General features: G+C 34.9%; 12 protein-coding genes, 3 pseudogenes and 2 riboswitches. Of the genes and pseudogenes, 12 read left to right on the plus strand and 3 right to left on the minus strand.

Translation table 11 applies throughout. The annotated features are described in order from the left end of the window. Positions 1-178: 178 nt before the first annotated feature. Positions 179-1,729, plus strand: coding sequence for an RNA-directed DNA polymerase (locus ACJYYY_RS01615; protein WP_408869023.1), 1,551 nt, complete (start codon positions 179-181; stop codon positions 1,727-1,729). Between the two features lie 780 nt (positions 1,730-2,509). Here the strand turns inward: ACJYYY_RS01615 and ACJYYY_RS01620 are convergent. Then, complete coding sequence (locus tag ACJYYY_RS01620; protein ID WP_051456925.1) at positions 2,510-3,262, minus strand: replication protein; 753 nt, start codon at positions 3,260-3,262, stop codon at positions 2,510-2,512. Positions 3,263-5,860: 2,598 nt separating this feature from the next. Between ACJYYY_RS01620 and ACJYYY_RS01625 the strand changes: the two are divergent. Continuing rightward, a pseudogene (locus ACJYYY_RS01625) lies at positions 5,861-6,990 on the plus strand (IS3 family transposase). 125 nt (positions 6,991-7,115) lie between these two features. Here ACJYYY_RS01625 and ACJYYY_RS01630 read toward each other — a convergent pair. Continuing rightward, positions 7,116-7,715 (minus strand): hypothetical protein, encoded by a 600-nt coding sequence (locus ACJYYY_RS01630; protein ID WP_408869024.1) that lies wholly within the window; start codon positions 7,713-7,715, stop codon positions 7,116-7,118. 141 nt (positions 7,716-7,856) lie between these two features. Between ACJYYY_RS01630 and ACJYYY_RS01635 the strand changes: the two genes are divergently transcribed. Further along, a complete protein-coding gene (locus ACJYYY_RS01635; RefSeq protein WP_408869025.1) occupies positions 7,857-8,609 on the plus strand; it encodes a hypothetical protein in 753 nt (250 codons plus the stop codon). Positions 8,610-9,201: 592 nt separating this feature from the next. On the opposite strand, the gene ACJYYY_RS01640 is transcribed toward ACJYYY_RS01635, so the two are convergent. Further along, positions 9,202-9,882: an IS6 family transposase gene (locus tag ACJYYY_RS01640; RefSeq protein WP_035315567.1), complete on the minus strand. Its 681-nt coding sequence runs from the start codon at positions 9,880-9,882 to the stop codon at positions 9,202-9,204. 288 nt (positions 9,883-10,170) lie between these two features. Then, a riboswitch (TPP riboswitch) is annotated at positions 10,171-10,268 on the plus strand. A gap of 62 nt (positions 10,269-10,330) precedes the next feature. Beyond that, a riboswitch (TPP riboswitch) is annotated at positions 10,331-10,429 on the plus strand. Between the two features lie 74 nt (positions 10,430-10,503). Here ACJYYY_RS01640 and tenA point away from each other — a divergent pair. The 9 genes and pseudogenes from tenA (at position 10,504) to ACJYYY_RS01685 (ending at position 18,956) form a co-directional block, all read left to right on the plus strand. Continuing rightward, positions 10,504-11,193, plus strand: a complete 690-nt coding sequence (gene tenA, locus ACJYYY_RS01645; protein WP_035315566.1) for a thiaminase II — start codon at positions 10,504-10,506, stop codon at positions 11,191-11,193. Beyond that, the gene (thiM, locus tag ACJYYY_RS01650; protein ID WP_035315564.1) at positions 11,174-11,917 is read left to right on the plus strand and encodes a hydroxyethylthiazole kinase; all 744 of its coding nucleotides are present in this window, start codon (positions 11,174-11,176) and stop codon (positions 11,915-11,917) included. Before tenA ends, thiM begins: the two co-directional genes overlap by 20 nt. After that, positions 11,914-12,729, plus strand: coding sequence for a bifunctional hydroxymethylpyrimidine kinase/phosphomethylpyrimidine kinase (thiD, locus tag ACJYYY_RS01655; RefSeq protein WP_035315563.1), 816 nt, complete (start codon positions 11,914-11,916; stop codon positions 12,727-12,729). Before thiM ends, thiD begins: the two co-directional genes overlap by 4 nt. Further along, positions 12,719-13,333 carry a thiamine phosphate synthase gene (thiE, locus tag ACJYYY_RS01660; protein WP_035315561.1) on the plus strand — a complete coding sequence of 205 codons (615 nt, stop codon included), beginning with the start codon at positions 12,719-12,721 and terminating at the stop codon, positions 13,331-13,333. Before thiD ends, thiE begins: the two co-directional genes overlap by 11 nt. 501 nt (positions 13,334-13,834) lie before the next feature. After that, positions 13,835-14,540, plus strand: a pseudogene (gene mobV / locus ACJYYY_RS01665) (MobV family relaxase); the annotation flags it as partial. A 43-nt stretch (positions 14,541-14,583) separates the two neighbouring features. Then, positions 14,584-14,805 carry a hypothetical protein gene (locus ACJYYY_RS01670; protein ID WP_035315560.1) on the plus strand — a complete coding sequence of 74 codons (222 nt, stop codon included), beginning with the start codon at positions 14,584-14,586 and terminating at the stop codon, positions 14,803-14,805. Positions 14,806-16,200: 1,395 nt separating this feature from the next. Beyond that, the gene (locus tag ACJYYY_RS01675) at positions 16,201-16,464 is read left to right on the plus strand and encodes a winged helix-turn-helix domain-containing protein (RefSeq protein ID WP_051457049.1); all 264 of its coding nucleotides are present in this window, start codon (positions 16,201-16,203) and stop codon (positions 16,462-16,464) included. A 461-nt stretch (positions 16,465-16,925) separates the two neighbouring features. Continuing rightward, positions 16,926-17,156: a hypothetical protein gene (locus tag ACJYYY_RS01680; RefSeq protein WP_035315555.1), complete on the plus strand. Its 231-nt coding sequence runs from the start codon at positions 16,926-16,928 to the stop codon at positions 17,154-17,156. 670 nt (positions 17,157-17,826) lie between these two features. After that, a pseudogene (locus ACJYYY_RS01685) lies at positions 17,827-18,956 on the plus strand (IS3 family transposase). Positions 18,957-19,041 lie beyond the last annotated feature (85 nt).

Here is a 19,041-nt window from a genome sequence, read left to right on the forward strand (position 1 = left end):
CACTTACTAGGGGTGCTTAAGCTATTCCTTCTAATTAGTAATTGTGGCATTGTAAGCGAGCGAGTGCTAGTCTTTAAATGTAGAATGGTGTTATCTTCGAATAGTTGATTGTAGTATAATAAATTACAAGAACAACTGTGAGTAAAGCTATATTAATGATTCTAATAAGGAGACTACCATGAAAAAAACTAGAAAAAGTATTATAGAAATGACAAATAATGAGGCAAAAGCTTTTTTGTTAAAAAGTGAAAGTTATATAACCTCAAGTCTTCCAGTTTATCTTGATATGGGAGCAATATTGAATGTCGCCAAAGACATGTTGAAGAAAAAAAGCATTCAAAAACTTAGTATAGATGATAAGAAAAAGCAATTATCAACCCATGAAAATGTTAATCACCTAATTTTAGCTAATAAAGATGGTAATTATGCTTGGAGGCCTATTGAGTTAATACATCCTTTACTTTATGTAGATTTGGTTAATCTTATTACAAAGAAGGATGATTGGAAAGTGATCTGTGAAAGAGTTAAACAACTTCATACAGATTCTTTAGTTGAGTGTATTTCACTTCCAATAGAGTCACGTTCGGAAAAGAGTGACAAAGCAGAAGTTATCTTAAATTGGTGGGAAAATTTAGAACAGGCACAAATTAGACATGCTATTAAGTATGAGTATTGTGGTCATACAGATGTATCTAATTGCTATGATTCAATCTATACACACACTATTTCGTGGGCTATCCACACAAAAGAGTGGGCTAAATTGTCAGAAAATAGAAGTCAACATAAAGGTATTGGTAATAAAATTGATGCAAAGATAACACATATGAGGCATGGTCAAACAAATGGAATTCCTCAAGGTAGTGTTTTAATGGATTTTATTGCCGAAGTTGTGTTAAGCTATGCTGATTCAAAGTTAACAGCTAGTTTAAAGGAGTTAAATTTATCAGACTTTTATATTATGAGATACAGAGATGATTATAGGATTTTTTCTAATAGTAAAGATACTGTTGAAAGGATTATTAAGGCACTATCTGAAACCTTAGCTGAAATAAATATGAAACTCAATACAAGTAAGACTTTTATTTCTAGTGACATAATTAAAGATGCTATTAAGCCAGATAAATTATATTGGGACGTAAAGCGTTCTAGTCTAGAGTATAAAGAATCAGGTAAGATAGCCTTCAAATTGAGTATTCAAAAACATTTGATTCAAATTAAACTATTAGCTGATAAGTACCCCCATTCTGGAAGCATAAGACGTGCATTATCTGATATATATAAGTATAGAATTAGTGAATTAGACTCCACACCTAATGATATAAATCAGCTTATTAGTATAACAATAGATATAATGATGAAAAATCCCAATACAATCGAACATTGTGTTGTGATATTAAGTAAATTAGTGACTTTAATTGAGAAGGATAGGATATCAGACATCATTGATAAGATAACTTGTAAATTTGAGTCTACACCGAATACAGATTTTGTAGAACTATGGCTTCAACGGCTTTCGATAGTTGATGACAGAGATAAAGCATATAACTCAAAAATTTGTAAAAAAATTAAAAACCCCAGTGAAAACTCTCTGTGGAATTCAGATTGGCTTATTGATGGATTTGATGAATCAAAAGTCATAAATGAAGAATATATTAACGATATGAAGATTACTATGTTACCTAATGAAATTGATTTGTTTGGGAATATATTTAATTCAAATGATTTCTAATTGCTAGATTCGACGTTGTAAAGGAGCGAGTATTAGTGTTTAAATGTAAAATATCGTTATCAGTTTAAACTGTCAGTGTACGTCTTTTTGCGCTGTTTTGGAGACTGTGTTTGTGGTCGGTACTCGAGAGTGAGAGTATGAATTGGATAAGTGAGTTATTTGGCTATATACTTTTTCAGGTTGTGCAATCAGATTTTTATACTACGACCCCCTATGCGATTTTGTTCATGAACAAAAAGTGTCTGTAAGCTATATGGCTCAAGGGGTTCGGGGTTTAATTTCAAGGGAATCGTTCGTACCAAGGGTTTGACCTAGGTTTTAAATTATAAAAGCTTATATACCATAGGTTTGAGTGGGGAGGAGATTATCAAACTCGCTTCATTGTACTATTCAGTGGCGAGATATCATCTGTCTCGGTTAGTTACTTATAAGGCTTAGCTTTTAAATGGTTGGATCGGTTAACTTCTGTCATCGAACCTCACAAATTAGACTTGGTTTTCAAGTTATCAAAGAGGGCAGAGTTTATTTGCCTTCTGAGTAAGTAGTACCTGTCCTAAACGAAATGGTTTACTTATCGGTATAAGAGTTTAAAATACAAGATTAAACCCACAGTCTACTTAGTAGAATCTGTGGGTTTATATTAAATTAATTATCTAGCTCTATCTCATTTGAATCTGTTGAAATGAGTTATTTACCAAACTGAGTATGATTATTACCAATACTAATTAGGTGTAATCAAGCGTAAATCAATTAATTTTTTATTAGTGAAATGTCTCTTACTTATACTTGTACCGAGTACTGACATTCGTATGATTCTTGGTATTCCTTAACACCTAAGGCTTGTAATTCTGCGTTTTTTTGACTCTTTTTGTACTCTTCAATTGTAGTTATAGTTGGAAGGCATAGAGCTGACTCAAGTTGAATTTCATCTACCTGTAAGACTTCCTTTCTTTTATCTCGACTATGTCTATAGCTTGTAACGAATTGATTGATAAGAGTGTGTTTAGTATTGATAACTCTGCTCCAATTTGATGTTTCTTTATCTGCATATTGACAGAGTCGCCAGAACTCTTGAATGTCATTTTCTATGATGAATGCTCGTATTTCTTTTAAAATCTCATTCATCTCTGTTTTTGTTGGCTTCAGTAGTTCTTCAATATCAAGACCGTTATAAGACTCAATCTCTTGTTGGTCATATTGATATTTTTCTTTATCTGATTTATTACTATGAGTAAAGTGAACAACTGAACCAACGAGTGAAACACAGACTTGAGGATTTGGAGCACGTAGTTTACCAGTTAGTTTAAGCATTTGCTGATAAGACTTCAGTAGAGAAAATTTGATAACTACATGATAATGTGGTTTTAGAATACAACCATTAACATCTACATCTTTATCATGTAGTGGACTATGTGCCCAAGGGACACCAGTCTCTGTTAATATCTCTTTCCAGTTTTCTGGTGCACTATCTAGATAAATGATAAGTGTCCAATTTCTTGCTCTAAGACCTGCATTCTTCTTTTTGTTATGCATCATTATTGCCTCTTTTCTTTAAATTTTTTATAACTCAAGTCCTTACTACACATTAATTTCTCTTTAAAAGGGCGTCGATTGCTTTAAGGGCTTGGTTTCTTATTAGGAAACCAGTGTTAATCCCTTGATACACTCGACTTTTCACATTAAAAACGGTGGAATCCTTTGAGAGAGTTAAGGTGTAGCGGGTTTCAGAGACGTTCAAAATTTTTTAGGGGGTCGTAGTTTCATAAGGCATCAAAGAATGTTATTAAAAACTGCGACTAGCCCCAAATACCCCACTAGAGAGCATTTCTAATTGACTTCGACTTCAATGCCTTTAAAAATCATCTAGACGTCACCTTGAAGCTTGTATAGCTTTTACTTAGTACTAGTTGTACATTTTCCTTAAACAAGAACTTATGAAGAAAAATCATACAACTTGTACTCATCTGTTGAGCGGTTCTACTCAGTGGCTATCACCTCCTTAAATGGTTAACTATGCTTTGTTAACTTGTATAAATGTTACTGTTTCTTTAGTACTTCTATAGTATTCAAAACATCTAAATAAATGTCAAAAAAAGTTTAATCCCTACAAATCAACATCTGATGCTTTTTAGAGCACCTAGCTATGTCGTATTTCTATCTATCCTAAAGCATCCAGCTCTCATTAAAATTTTTCTGACTATGTATCTAACTGTTTACTAAATTACATCTGACTGCTGTATCTAGGCTTACCATCTTTATACCTCGAAAAGGTATCAGGAGTAATACGTCTGTTCTACAGTAGGACTTGATGGGGTCTATCTAGCTTTGGGCAGGGTAATGCGTAGCCTGTTAGCTTTATTACTCTATCTATTAGGTATAATGTAGCTTGAATTATCTATGGGAAATATAGAAAGTTATATTTGAGGGTTAGCCTTGTGGTTTAACTTAGTTTTGCAGGAAGTAAGGTTGATTTGGTCATTTCAGTTATGGTTCACATTGGATGTTGGGTTTATGATGAGATAGGACTGACCGATTATTTATTTGTACGATTATCTAGGCATCTGAACTCGAAATAAGTTGTAAATGAGAGTTATCATTTACAGTTTATTATGCAAATCAGTTTAGCTAGATGGTCAAAAGCAGACATCTATTTTGCAATCAGTTTATCTATATTATGAAAAGCTTATTTATGCTTTAGAATCAGCATAGCTAAGATATAGAAAAGTAGTTCTAATTGCAAGAATAATCTAAGGTGCTAAAATTACACTATTAATAGAAGAAAGTGGTATTTAATTTGATGAGTTGTAAGAGACTTAGAGGTGATAAGAAGCTTTGCGATAGCAAATAAGGCATGTTGGGTTTGGGTTCTTGTTGTTTGTCTGAAATTCATCTTGTGGAAGTTGAAAGATGAATTGTTCTGACTGCGAATAATGCCACTATCTTAGTGAGGGCACACACTTTTTTTCTCCCTGTACCTGTTTCGGTATGAATTTCCAAAAAAATGTGTGTGGGGGGTGGTGAAAATTCATCCTTGGCAAGATGAAAAATCAAAGTTAAATTTCATATTGCCTAATGTGAGTATGAAAAAACGCTCTAGCTGATTTAGCAAGAAGGAGTTACTTTTCACGTTAAGAGGGGGGCACAGGCTCCAGTACCCTAAGAGATCGGTTCTCGTTCTAAATTTGGATTAGTTGCTTTAGAACGGAAGGGAAGAAAGAACGAGTTACAAATAAAGGCTTAAAATGCCAAATAAGAAATCAAAGGACATCATTAAGAGGTTGTTTAAGAAGTGGTTTGAGTTATTAGTTACTATTTAGTCTGATAGGTCTTTAACAACAAGTGAAGAAAATCCATTGAAATACAATCGTGAGCTTTGAGGTACAAGAAAGGGAATATACCTTTAGAAAGAGTTGATTCTGTCTTGATTCAAAAACTATTTGAGGGTGGAACTATCTACTTAATCATGACAACTGACCTTTTTGAGACAGAAAGATAGAGGATATATAAACATCTAATCAAAATATTCAACCATCTAGCCTAATTTCACTAGACAAGCGTTTGAATAAATGCTATACTTTGTTAGTAATCAATACAAGTAGAGATATATTGAAAGAGATAGTGCGAATGTGTTCTTGCTATTAATTTCTATATGTAACCAAATAGTTTCCTGAAAGACTAAGTTGTAATCAATTCTAATTGGTTATGGATGACTTAAGTCTTATTTAATTTTATGTAAGAATATCAAATCGGGTCTCTGGCTGAAACTCAAAATCCTGTGACCGCAAGGTCGTGTCGGTTCGACCCCGACCGCCGGTATACTTAGAACCCCAACACTTTTCGGAGTGTGAGAGGGTTCTTTTTTTGCGTATAAAAAGAATTGATAGACCATTTCCACTCAGAGATGATTCACTTAACTCAGTTAAGTGAATCGGATTCGATATTATCAATTTTTCAAATTATAGAACCAAACATCTGTATTCGTTATAATAAAGGTGTAGAATAGTTGGTTGGTTTGTTTGCATGAACTAGTTTTCTATATAATACAACGAATATTGGATAGGCTACACTAAGTTAGACAGAATAAATGAGGGCTTGTAAACTAAGACTACTAATAAAAAGGAGTGTGCTACTATGCCACGTCAACGTCGAACATTTACGCCTGAATTTAAACTGCAAATGGTGAAGCTTTATGAAAATGGAAAGTCACGTGCTGATATTGCTCGTGAATATGATTTAACCCCTTCGGGATTAGATAAATGGATTAAAAATCCTCAAGCTACTGGCTCGTTCGCAGCTAAAGATAATCGAACAGAAGATGAAATAGAACTAGATAAATTACGTAAAGAAAATCAGCGGTTACTAATGGAGAATGATATTTTAAAGCAAGCGGCGCTGATCATGGGACGAAAATAAATGTGATTCGTAATAACGCTCACCTTTATTCGGTATCAGCAATGTGTGCCGTCCTCGAGATTAAAAGGAGCACCTATTATTATCATATAAATTTAGATGCCACTTCGCAGCGAAAAACAGAGGACATCGCACTTTTAAAAGAAATTGAACGGATTTTCAAAGAAAGCCGTAATAATTAGGGTACGCGTAAAATCAAAAGAGAATTATTAAAGTTAGCTGAACCTAAACATGTATCAAGACGCCGAATTAGCCGCATAATGCATTCGTTAGGTTTAGTTTCAAACGACACTGTGGCTCAATTTAAACCGCAAAAATCACGTTCGAATGAGGCACTTATAAGAAACGAGTTAAAACGTGCGTTCATTCAAGAAAAAGAATTAGCTGTCGTTGTAAGTGATTTAACATACGTTCGTGTCGGTGGAAAGTGGCATTATGTATGTTTATTTGTAGACCTTTTCAATCGTGAAATTATTGGACATAGTGTAGGAGAAAACAAGACTGCAAGTCTTGTCTATGAAGCATTAGCAAGCATTTCTGCAAATTTAAATGACATACAGCTGTTTCACACGGATCGAGGGAAAGAATTTGATAATCGGTTGATTGATGAAGCGCTTGAAACATTTAATATTCAACGTTCACTAAGTATGAAGGGTTGTCCTAACGATAACGCTGTAGCGGAAGCAACATTCAAAGTGTTTAAAACAGAATTCGCAAACCAAGCTCACTTTTCCAATCTTAATCAGCTGGAACTTGAATTAAATGATTACGTTCATTGGTTTAATAACATCCGTATTCATGGAACATTGGGTTATTTAACGCCTACCGAATTTAAATTACAGCCCTTATAATTTTTGTTCAATTTACTGTTGCCATTCCAAAGCAACAGTGTTAAAACAATGGTATCTCTATCTTATAATAATCTAATGATATAAAATTAAAACCACCAATCTAAATTTAGATTGGTGGTTTTAATTTATTTATATATAGCTTTATTATACGTTTTTTTAGTAGTGTAATAATTTTTATTATACTTTTTATTAGCTCCACACGGATTAGTAACAGTTACTGTTTTAGTAGTTTTATATGCATCACCATATATTGCTGGGCGCGACCACTTTTTAGCAGAAGCAGAAATAAATGTCCCTGAACCTGGAGCGGCAACAGATGCAGATACACTAACACCAAAACCACTTAATCCAACTGAATAATTTGAATTTTTAGTACTAAAATAATACCCATTAACTTTATCCCATTTTTTAAATCCTGGATGGTTAGATATGAACTTATTATTTTTTATTTTTTCTGTTTTTATCGTCTTATAACTATATCTTAGCGCACATCCACTTCTAAGAGTCGGTGCATTTTCTTTCAAAATATTCCCTTCAGAATCTGTAACGAAATTATCCGGTAAATCTGAAAATTCACTTACCAAATAACCTTCGTTGTTATAGTATTCATTTACTAATTGTGGTTCGAATTTAACTTCAGGTTCATTGGCATCCGCAGATACGACACTAAAAATAGAAAATAACATTACTAAAGATAAAACAAGACTTGCAATTCTTTTTTTCATAATTTATCCTCCTAAAATATTAATTATATGTTTACTATGATAGCGCATACATATATAATTAGTTATAGTATAAACGGAACGGTTATACATTGCAACATCATGTTTAAAAGATGTTGCTAAACTATATTGGGAGGAATTAATGTGAAGAAAACAATAGTTTTAGCAATTATTTTAGTTATATTTTTAATAGGATGTTCTAAAGGAAGAGTACTAGAAGTAGGAGTAGAAGATAGTAACGGCATTAAATTTGATGAAAAAAACAAACTAACTAAAGAAGAAGATATACAAAAGTTATTGAAAATTATTGAAAATAGTAAAGTTTCAAGCAAAAAAGTAAAAACAGCGCCAGATTATATAATTCATATTAGCAACCTGGAAGAAAGTACCCTTGAAACAGTTATGTCAATATGGTTTGATGGAGATTTTTTAATTGTTAGCAACTCTAAAGATACAAAAAACAAAAAAATAAATTCTGAAGATACAAAAACATTGAAAAATCTACTCCATTTGAAAGTGACTAAAAAAAGCAATGCCATAACTGACTACGATAATAGTATAGATAAACTAAAGACAGAAAAAAGAATTACTGAAATTAATGCAAATTCATTCATTGATTCCATCAATAAAAAAAGGGATGGGTATTATTATATCGGACGAAATGACTGCGAGTATTGTCAAGAATTCCTTCCGAAATTATCAAAACACATGGGAACTGAAAGTATCAATTTTTCTTATTTAGATAGCAATAAACAAAAAGAATTACAAAATGAAAATTTCGAAAAGATAATAGATACTTTGAAGTTGGAAACTGTACCTGCGTTATTTAAGATATCCAACGGTAAAATAACAACATATGATACTGATAAAGACCAATTGAAATCTTTTATAAACTGACCGTATTACATAAGTTATCTGAAGTTCGAAAAAGTTGCTGGACACGAAAAATAAATCACGAACTCAGATGCTTAAGAAATTCACATATAATTGAACCATTTTTATAAATATGCAGATTAACTTCTCATAATGGCTAATTAGGTTAACTAAACCATGTCTGAGAAACCCATTCTAACAGCCTTTAGAACACACATGCCCACAATCACCCATACACGTCTTATACATCGCTGTCACAGCAACGTTTTCAAATGAAAAACTGATCACCGTTTCGTATAATTCCTGTATGACACGTGATCGTTCTTAAATCACAAAAAAACACAGCCGTCTCTCACGAGATGACTGTGTTTCTTTATAATCATATAGCTTAACTTGCGACAGTTTAAGCTCTTTTATTTTAACATATCCTTACTCTTTTGTTTCATTTCAACGTTTTGTAACATATGTCACAAAAAAAACAGCCAAATGTCACAAGATTCACAACGTGTAAATGTTGTTAAATCAACGTTTTGACCCTCTATTTTGTTCGCTTGGTCGCATTGGTTCTGTTGCAAAGTTTTAAGTGACACAAGCTCTTTCTCTCTATTATGATTGATTAAGCTGGAAGTCCTAATAATTCCTTAATTTCAAGACAGACGGAAAAGCCGAAGAGATTACCTTCTTTTCGGCCCTTTTTATATAGTGCATGAATGGTTTCTATCCCTTTGATCGTATTAGCAGTCGTCCTTAAACTCTGATACAATCTATTCCGCCTTTTTATGAAGCGATGATCTTGTTCAATCAAATTATTCAGGTATTTAACGGTCCGATGCTCGGTTTTTAGATAGAATCCTTTCTCTTTTAATTTTTTTAGAGCACTATAAAGAGAGGGAGCTTTATCCGTGACAATCACCTTTGGTTCTCCAAATTGCTTACTTAAACGTTTGAAAAAAGCATAAGCAGCCTGTGTATCTCGTTTTTTTCGTAACCAAATATCTAAAGTAGTGCCTTCGGCATCAATCGCACGGTAAAGATAATGCCATTCCCCTTTGATTTTGATGTATGTTTCATCCATTTTCCAAGAGTAACAGGCTGTTTTATTCTTTCTTTTCCATATTTGATAAATGATAGGACCATACTCTTGTACCCATCGATAAATGGTGGTGTGAGAAACTTCAATACCACGATCAGAAAGGAGTTCTTGTACATCACGATAACTTAAATGATAGCGAAGATAATAACCAACAGCCACAATAATCACGTCTTTTTGAAATTGTTTCCCTTTAAAATGGTTCATTTTCGTTCCTCCAAGTTTATTTTTCTATTATTATACCTTATTTGAAGGATCGTTTAAAACTTTGCAACAGAACCGAAAAAAGAATGTATATACGTGATATAAGAGCTATCTATGACCGATGCAAAAATGAAAAATACAACTAAGGAGCTGTTAATTATGACAACAATAAAGTAGGGCTTGAATGTTCCCAAAGCGGTGTTGGGAATGTTTATGATAATTTTGAGTATTGTACTTGTTTTAGGTAAGCTTGTTAAAATTCATTCACTCTGATACACTAAAACTAATTAAATGCATTTGCAGGGGGACACATTGGTGTTGAAAAGGTTAAACCTGACCCTTAGAACCTGACCGTTAATACGGACGTAGGGAGCAAAGTACATAAGAATGATAAATTTGTACTTACTTAGGCTCTGCGTATTTTTACGTGGAGCCTTTCTTTTTGCAAATACTTTAATTGCGGGGGGACACTTCGGTGTTGAGAAGGTTAAAACCTGACCCTTAGAACCTGACAGTTAACACTGACGTAGGGAGCAATTAGTGGTGTAATCTACCCTTTTTTGGCGTCTCTATTTTAGAGGCGCCTTTTTGCGCTTACGTCCACCATTTAAAGGAGGACTATGTATGGAGTTTTGTGAAAAGGTAAGGAAGGAAATGAACGTTTATTTTGAGGCGAGTTTTGACCATCCATTTGTACAAGGGATTGCAGATGGCACATTACCATTAGAAAAGTTTAAGTTTTATATGCTTCAGGATGCTTATTATTTGAAGCATTATACAAAAGTATTAGCACTTGCAGCAGCAAAAGCAACAAATGATGAAGACGTTCAGTATTTTTTAGAAACAGCCAAATTTATACACGAGGCTGAATTAGAATTGCATCGTAAAACGTTTAAGGATTTAGGGGTAACGGCTGAGGAAATGGAACAATTTGAGGTAGCACCAGCTGCCTATAATTATGTCAGTCATATGTATCAATCTGTTTTTACAGGAGATGTAGCAGAAGCATTCGCAGCCATTTTGCCTTGTCCATGGCTATACCAAGAAATTGGGCAAAAACTAAAATACGCATCGCCAGATATTCCATTATATGCAGAGTGGATTGCTGTATATGGCTCAGATGAAATGAAAGATACGATTGACCAGCAAAAAAAGATGATGAATCGATTCGCATCGGAGCAGTCACTGAAAGAAACAGTATTAGAAGCACATTTTAAGAAGAGTTGTTATTATGAGTGGCAGTTTTGGGAAATGGCTTGGACGAAACAAGATTGGATTGAGGGGGTGTATCATAATGAGCCTGCAAAAAATTAATCAACAAAAACCGCTTGTCCATTGCATCACGAACTATGTCGTCGCAAATTTTACAGCCAATGGTCTACTCGCAGTTGGGGCATCTCCTGTTATGGCGGATGCACAAGAAGAAGTAATGGAAATGGCAAGTAAGGCAAATAGCGTATTACTAAATATTGGGACATTAAATGAACAGACGATTTCTTCGATGCGACTATCTGGTCAAAGTGCCAATAAGCATCAAGTACCCGTTGTATTTGATCCTGTTGGTGCAGGGGCAACAGCTTATCGTACAAAAACTACGCTTGATTTACTCCAACAAATTCAAATGCAATTAATCCGTTGTAATGTAGGAGAACTCGCAGCAATTGCTGGTGTGGAATGGGTATCAAAAGGTGTAGATAGTGGGCATGGCGCCATGGATGTGAAACAAACAGCCATGTATATTGCACAAAAATACCGTTGTTTCGTCATCGTAACAGGTGAGAAAGATGTATTAACAGATGGTGTACAAGTATGTGAAATTGCTGGTGGTCATGAAAAAATCACAAAAATGACAGGTACAGGTTGTCTGCTGAGTGCGATTTGTGCAGCTTTACTGGCAAGTAGTACAGAGCCATTAACAGATTTGGAACAGGTGTTAATTGAATATAAAAAAATAAGCGAATGGGCTTTCGGAGCGATTGGCACGATGCAAGAAAATGTGCTGAACTATTTAGAATTAGTTGCGGAGGGAAGCATATGATTGCATGTACAATAGCAGGTTCAGATAGCGGTGGCGGTGCTGGGATTCAAGCCGATTTAAAAACATTTCAGGAATTAGGTGTGTTTGGCACATCGGTCATTACCGCATTGACTGCACAAAATACGCTAGGTGTGCATGGGATTTCGCCTATAACATCATCGTTTGTACAGAGACAGTTACAAGCAATTCTTACTGATTTTGATGTGAAAGCAATCAAAACAGGTATGCTATTTGATGCAACAATCATTGAAGGTGTTGTCGATGTTTTAAAAAATACGTCTATTCCCTTAATTGTCGATCCTGTCATGATTGCAAAGGGAGGTGCCAATTTATTGCAACAACAGGCGGTTCGTGCGATGCAAGAGCAATTGATGCCGATTGCCTTTATGTGTACACCGAATATACCAGAGGCGGAAGTTTTGACGGGTAGAACGATTCGAACGCAACAAGATATTCAAGCAGCAGCAAATGATTTACTAGCGTTAGGTGTACAGTATGTTGTCATGAAGGGTGGACATCTTGAAGGACTACATGCGACAGATATACTATTTTGGAAAGGTGGGCAATTCAGTGTCGCGACACCTCGTATAGATACAAAGGATACGCACGGAACAGGTTGTACGTTTTCAGCTGCCATCACAGCGTTACTCGCAAAAGGATTCCCTTTACAAGAAGCCATCATCGAAGCGAAAAAGTTTATTCATTTAGCGATTAGTCACCCCTTACATATCGGAAAAGGGCATGGACCGACGAATCATTTTGCGTATAAACAAGTTCAAGGGAAATGCGAGGTAATGACACATGAACCGTAATGTATTGGGCGTTTATTTTATAATGGGGTCACAAAACAGTACGGAACCACTGGAAACGTTAGAAAAAGCGTTACAAGCAGGGATCACGTGTTTCCAATTGCGTGAAAAAGGCGAAGGGCGTTTAAAGGGTGCAGCTTATGAAAATTTTGCAATGGCTTGTCAGAAACTGTGTAAAGCCTATCATGTGCCTTTTATTGTGAATGATGACGTTGAATTGGCTTTGAAAATAGAGGCTGATGGAATTCATGTAGGGCAAGATGACACAGCCATTACTGAATTTCGGTCACTCGCTAAGGATAAAATTGTAGGCGTTTCTGTACACAATGAACAAGAGCTAGCTTTTGCTATACAACAAGGGGCTGATTATGTAGGAATCGGTCCAATTTATTCAACAAAATCAAAGTCTGACGCTAAACCACCTGCGGGACTAGATTTTTTAATTAGGGCAAGAAGGCAGTATTCGGATTTCCCGATTGTAGGAATTGGTGGCATTGATGAATCAAATGCTCGCCATGTTCGATTAAGTGGCGCAGATGGTGTAGCGGTGATTTCGGTAATTTGTGAAAGTCCAGATATTAAAAATACAATCAAAAATCTAGGTTAAAAGATGATTAAGAGAATCGATTAACAAATTATCTATATGCAAATAGAGGTGCTCTTAAGTAGCTCTATTTGCATATATGATATTAAGACAAAAGAAGTTGGATTAGTATGCTATGAAAGCTTATAAGATTTCTAGTAAACAATTAATACATACGATTACAGGCAAAATAAAATGGAGAAAATATTTTTAGTGATTATCTATTTATTACAAGTCAATAACGCAGCCAAAGCGCTGTTTGGGAATGTTTTTATTTTTAGAAAAGTAGTTGGTGGCCTACCGCATTTTGCGGTAGATCGCCAACTACTTTTTTGCTTTTGACCTGTCGGAAACCATGTGCGCTCCAGCACGTTTCCGGCTCGGGCGACTGCCCGACTAGCCCTCGGCAAAGCACACCTTTACGGACGTAAAGTATAGTGTGATATACTTTACATGGAAGTTGGGAACCGTAATCGCTGTAACCGCTGCACTATTTAGTACTATGAAAATAGGAGTGATGACACCATGAGTTATGTAGTCGTGCATATGCAAAAGATAAAATCACCCGCTTTAAAAGGCATGCAGTTTCACCACCCACGAGAACGAGAAAGCCGAACGAATTTTGATATTGATGAAACCCGTTCGCATGAAAATTATGATTTGGTCAACGAAGAACCGATTGACTTTAATAAACGAGTAAGTGAAATTATTGAATCGCAAAAGACAGGTTCGAGAAAGACAAGGAAAGATGGCGGTACTAGTCAATGAATTATTGGTGACGTCCGATTCCCCATTTTTTGAAAAGTTGTCTGAAGCGGAGCGTCAGAAATTTTTTGAGGAAATCTTGAACATTTTTGCGGAGCGCTATGGCAAACAAAATATAGCGTATGCGATGGTTCATGTGGACGAAAAAACACCACATATGCACGTTGGCATTGTGCCAATGCGTGATGGAAAGCTACAAGGTAAAAACGTCTTTAATCGTGCAGAATTATTGTGGATACAAGACCATTTTGCAGAAGAAATCAATAAGCATGGCTTTGACTTGCAGCGTGGCGAAAAAGGGCTGAACCGTCAACATATCGAAATGCAGATATTTAAAAAAATGACGATGGAACAGGAATTAAAAGAAATTGAATCGCAGCTGCTTGAAAAGCAAGGTGAGCTTTCGGGACTGGATGAAAAAATTAATGTGAAAGCTCAAATGAGCGAAGCAATTAGAGACATGAAATTTGATGTTAGTTCTCTTAATGTGAGAAAGCAAACGAAAAAATTTGACTAAGCAGCTTCAAGCTGCTCATAAAGAAATTCAATCATTGAAAGCAAAGAATCGGGATTTAGAAAGTGAAGTAACATGGTTAAAAGCGTTTGTAAGCGATTCTAGGACGTTTAAAACGTTTGTTGAGCTGATTAAAGACCGAGTAGAAGATAGTGAAGTAAAACGAATCGAGAATCGTGAAAATCCACCTAAGCGAAACCGTGGTATGGAACGATAATTAGTTCGCCATCTTTCCAGGCAATCTGATTATCGTGGAATAAAAAAATTTGTTTTTTAAATAAAAAAATTATTTTTTTTATGGTTTTAGGAACGATTTGAGCGTAGCGAAAATGAGTTCATTCTTTTACTTGATACATACCTAACTATTTCGGCACGGAATTGTTAGGTATGTGAGGTCTTTAAGCCTTGTCGCTCTAAGGCAAAAAAAAAAAGCGATTTGCATTTTCTAGCATACTGTTTTATACAACGTATATGTGAAAAATCAAAAAATCGAAACGCATCAGCGTTCCGAATGTTTTCATTTATTTTTAAATATAGAAGCAAAAACATATGCCACAGTTACAATGATTAAGTTGAATACAACTTCTTTTATAGTATAATTTCCTTTTATAAAATAGCTGAAAATAACAGTAAACACATATAAACACATCAATTTGTATATATCTTTATATTCAAACAAAAAAATCATCCCCTAAAGTTAATTGTTATTATTATAGTAACACAAAACTGTTTAAATTTTTTTAGCATTGTTAGAAACACCTGTATATAATCATACTAACTTTAACAAATACTCAAACTAAGGATTCGCGTTACATTTTTTCAGAACAACCATACTTTATAAATATACGGTGTAACTTCCCTTAAGTCGCATTATGTTAACCTTAACCGTGTCTGAGATTCCCTCTCTGACGCGGTTTTCTTTTTTTTTGCCTATCATCGCCCATACGTGCTTTATACACCCTTGTTCTAACCGGTTTTCTCTCGTCCCTAGGACGCACCTGTACGCATAAATCCTGTATGCCTTTTTCGAGGACAAACCAACCCTTTCCTCTTTTTTGAAGGTGATTTTTAACTCGATAAGAACGATCCTGTCTACTCCAAATCGAAAATTCACCGGACCCTCTACTTTGTGAAAATCGCCTGTTTCAAAAGAGGTTATGTCAATGTTATGGTTTCACTGTTAATTCGGCTGTTTCAAAGCTGTCAAACCTATGGCAGCGACTGTAAAACCGCCATACAAGGGCTGTAAAAGCTATGGCGATGACTGAAAAAGTGCCATAACGTGTATGGGGCTTTTATGGGGGGTTATGTATTTCCGCCATACACGTTATGTTTTTGTTATGGCAGGGGCTGTAAAAGTTATGTTTTTTCACAATGTTTTGATATCACTACAAAGCTAGGCACTGCCTAGCTTTCCAAAGGGTTGATAGCATTTCCCCTTAACCTGCTAAATTTGTAGCACACCCTTTTTCTGTAGAGTGACCCTCCTTTTTATAGTTCAACACCCCAACTCTTTTTCAAAAAGTCGGTCGAATTAGTGTGAGTTCCTACCTGCACAACGAGCAAAAAATGATACACTTAACTTACTAATTAGTCACACGAGGTGAAAACGATGAGCGAAAAAACCATAAAAGAATTAGCAGAAGAATTGAATGTCAGCAAACAAACAGTTCAATATCACATTAAGTTTTTGCCGACAAACTATACGACAAAAAACGACAAAAATATAATAATGATAAATGCAAAAGGACAAGCCTATATAAAAGGGAAAGTCAGAAAAAAGACCGACAAAAAGACTAACAAACAAATCGACAAAGAAACACCAAACTATACGACAAAAGAAAACGAGTATTTATACCTGGAGTTGGTCAAGTAGCTTTAGCTGCTACAGGTGCTATCGTTATTGGTGGTGTTACCATTGGTGCTGGACATTGGGCCTATCAAACGATCAAAAAACACTTTGCTAAAAAAGGGAAAGCGCCTGCTAAGAAAAATAAGAGTGCGAAAAGTACACCTGCTAAACTCTATAATACTGCCAAGAAAAAAGGGATTAAAGTTAAAAATAGACACACAACTATAAAGGTTACTAAGAAAACTAGGTCTTTACCTTCTAGAGTATCTAAATCTTATTCGTCTAAAGACCTTATAAAAAATGGTAAGGTTGATATACGAAGATATTACGGAAAAAATGGTAAAGCAGAAGTAGATATTCATTATACAAATCATGGTAACGCTAAAAAACACCCTAAAGTTCCACACCGTCATGGTTGGCATAATGTAAACGGAAAATGGACGAAAAAAAATACTTGGTATTAGTAACAGAAAGAAGGAAAAAGAATGGATCAAAACACATGGGAAAAATTCCAAGAAGCAATAGAAGAAGGTCAAGAAATAAGTTTTGATTACAAAAATGAAGAATGGTGGATTAGTAGAGTAGATGAGGAACGCAGTTTTTTATTGACACGTTCTTCAGATAGTTATACTCAATCTTTTACAACTGCCGAGGAGCTTTACAAAAAAGGAATTATTGATGGGGAAAAGTTTATAAACAGGGTTAAAGATTTTTGAACCTCTCATGACTGAAGTCACGAGAGGTTCAAATCTTTAGAACGTATAAAAATATGGACGGTGATATATATGTATAATAGTATGTTTATTTCAGCAATTATTTCTATGATTTTATGGATTTTAGTATCAAATAATCTCATGTCTGCTTCAAAAACGAAAAGTAAGGGTTTGGTATATACCTTGTTTTCAGCAAGTGTAATTTCAACAGTGTTTTTGCTTGTTTTTATTTTTAGAAAATTACAACTTTTTTAAATTTATGAATAGATTTAAGGTCTGTGTATATTTTATACACGGCCTTTTTTTAGGTGTATTTTTAAACGCAATCTATAACTTGTAAAAAAGATTGATACAGTGATAAACTCAAGGAACATAAAGTCTTTCAAAGCATGACTCGAAAAGGGAATTGTTTAGATAATTCTCCTATGGAAAGACAAACCTGCTGTTTGTCTTTTATTGATGATTTTAGAAGAACACTAAAATCATCTCTTTTTTGAGTGCGGTCATCTTTTTTATTTGCCTCTCTTTTTTAGTGAACAAAGCCGTTTACTGCTTCTGCTTATAGCCCCTCTCTCTTTAAACGAAAAGGGTAAAATGGATAGGCTACACTAAGTTAGACAGAATAAATGAGGGCTTGTAAACTAAGACTACTAATAAAAAGGAGTGTGCTACTATGCCACGTCAACGTCGAACATTTACGCCTGAATTTAAACTGCAAATGGTGAAGCTTTATGAAAATGGAAAGTCACGTGCTGATATTGCTCGTGAATATGATTTAACCCCTTCGGGATTAGATAAATGGATTAAAAATCCTCAAGCTACTGGCTCGTTCGCAGCTAAAGATAATCGAACAGAAGATGAAATAGAACTAGATAAATTACGTAAAGAAAATCAGCGGTTACTAATGGAGAATGATATTTTAAAGCAAGCGGCGCTGATCATGGGACGAAAATAAATGTGATTCGTAATAACGCTCACCTTTATTCGGTATCAGCAATGTGTGCCGTCCTCGAGATTAAAAGGAGCACCTATTATTATCATATAAATTTAGATGCCACTTCGCAGCGAAAAACAGAGGACATCGCATTTTCAAAAGAAATTGAACGGATTTTCAAAGAAAGCCGTAATAATTAGGGTACGCGTAAAATCAAAAGAGAATTATTAAAGTTAGCTGAACCTAAACATGTATCAAGACGCCGAATTAGCCGCATAATGCATTCGTTAGGTTTAGTTTCAAACTACACTGTGGCTCAATTTAAACCGCAAAAATCACGTTCGAATGAGGCACTTATAAGAAACGAGTTAAAACGTGCGTTCATTCAAGAAAAAGAATTAGCTGTCGTTGTAAGTGATTTAACATACGTTCGTGTCGGTGGAAAGTGGCATTATGTATGTTTATTTGTAGACCTTTTCAATCGTGAAATTATTGGACATAGTGTAGGAGAAAACAAGACTGCAAGTCTTGTCTATGAAGCATTAGCAAGCATTTCTGCAAATTTAAATGACATACAGCTGTTTCACACGGATCGAGGGAAAGAATTTGATAATCGGTTGATTGATGAAGCGCTTGAAACATTTAATATTCAACGTTCACTAAGTATGAAGGGTTGTCCTTACGATAACGCTGTAGCGGAAGCAACATTCAAAGTGTTTAAAACAGAATTCGCAAACCAAGCTCACTTTTCCAATCTTAATCAGCTAGAACTTGAATTAAATGATTACGTTCATTGGTTTAACAACATCCGTATTCATGGAACATTGGGTTATTTAACGCCTACCGAATTTAAATTACAGCCCTTATAATTTTTGTTCAATTTACTGTTGCCATTCCAAGATAGATGTAATTAATATATTAAATTAGGATGTGATTATTATAATGGGGGAAAAA

Source organism: Brochothrix campestris (assembly GCF_046058945.1).
GTDB lineage: Bacteria > Bacillota > Bacilli > Lactobacillales > Listeriaceae > Brochothrix > Brochothrix campestris.

Bases quoted from the DNA above. Each gene is read 5' to 3' on its own strand.
- ACJYYY_RS01630 (WP_408869024.1), bottom strand. From the start codon at position 7,715: ATGAAAAAAAGAATTGCAAGTCTTGTTTTATCTTTAGTAATGTTATTT.
- ACJYYY_RS01640 (WP_035315567.1), bottom strand. From the start codon at position 9,882: ATGAACCATTTTAAAGGGAAACAATTTCAAAAAGACGTGATTATTGTG.
- thiM (WP_035315564.1), top strand. From the start codon at position 11,174: ATGAGCCTGCAAAAAATTAATCAACAAAAACCGCTTGTCCATTGCATC.
- tenA (WP_035315566.1), top strand. From the start codon at position 10,504: ATGGAGTTTTGTGAAAAGGTAAGGAAGGAAATGAACGTTTATTTTGAG.
- ACJYYY_RS01675 (WP_051457049.1), top strand. From the start codon at position 16,201: ATGAGCGAAAAAACCATAAAAGAATTAGCAGAAGAATTGAATGTCAGC.
- thiE (WP_035315561.1), top strand. From the start codon at position 12,719: ATGAACCGTAATGTATTGGGCGTTTATTTTATAATGGGGTCACAAAAC.
- ACJYYY_RS01680 (WP_035315555.1), top strand. From the start codon at position 16,926: ATGGATCAAAACACATGGGAAAAATTCCAAGAAGCAATAGAAGAAGGT.
- thiD (WP_035315563.1), top strand. From the start codon at position 11,914: ATGATTGCATGTACAATAGCAGGTTCAGATAGCGGTGGCGGTGCTGGG.
- ACJYYY_RS01615 (WP_408869023.1), top strand. From the start codon at position 179: ATGAAAAAAACTAGAAAAAGTATTATAGAAATGACAAATAATGAGGCA.
- ACJYYY_RS01620 (WP_051456925.1), bottom strand. From the start codon at position 3,262: ATGCATAACAAAAAGAAGAATGCAGGTCTTAGAGCAAGAAATTGGACA.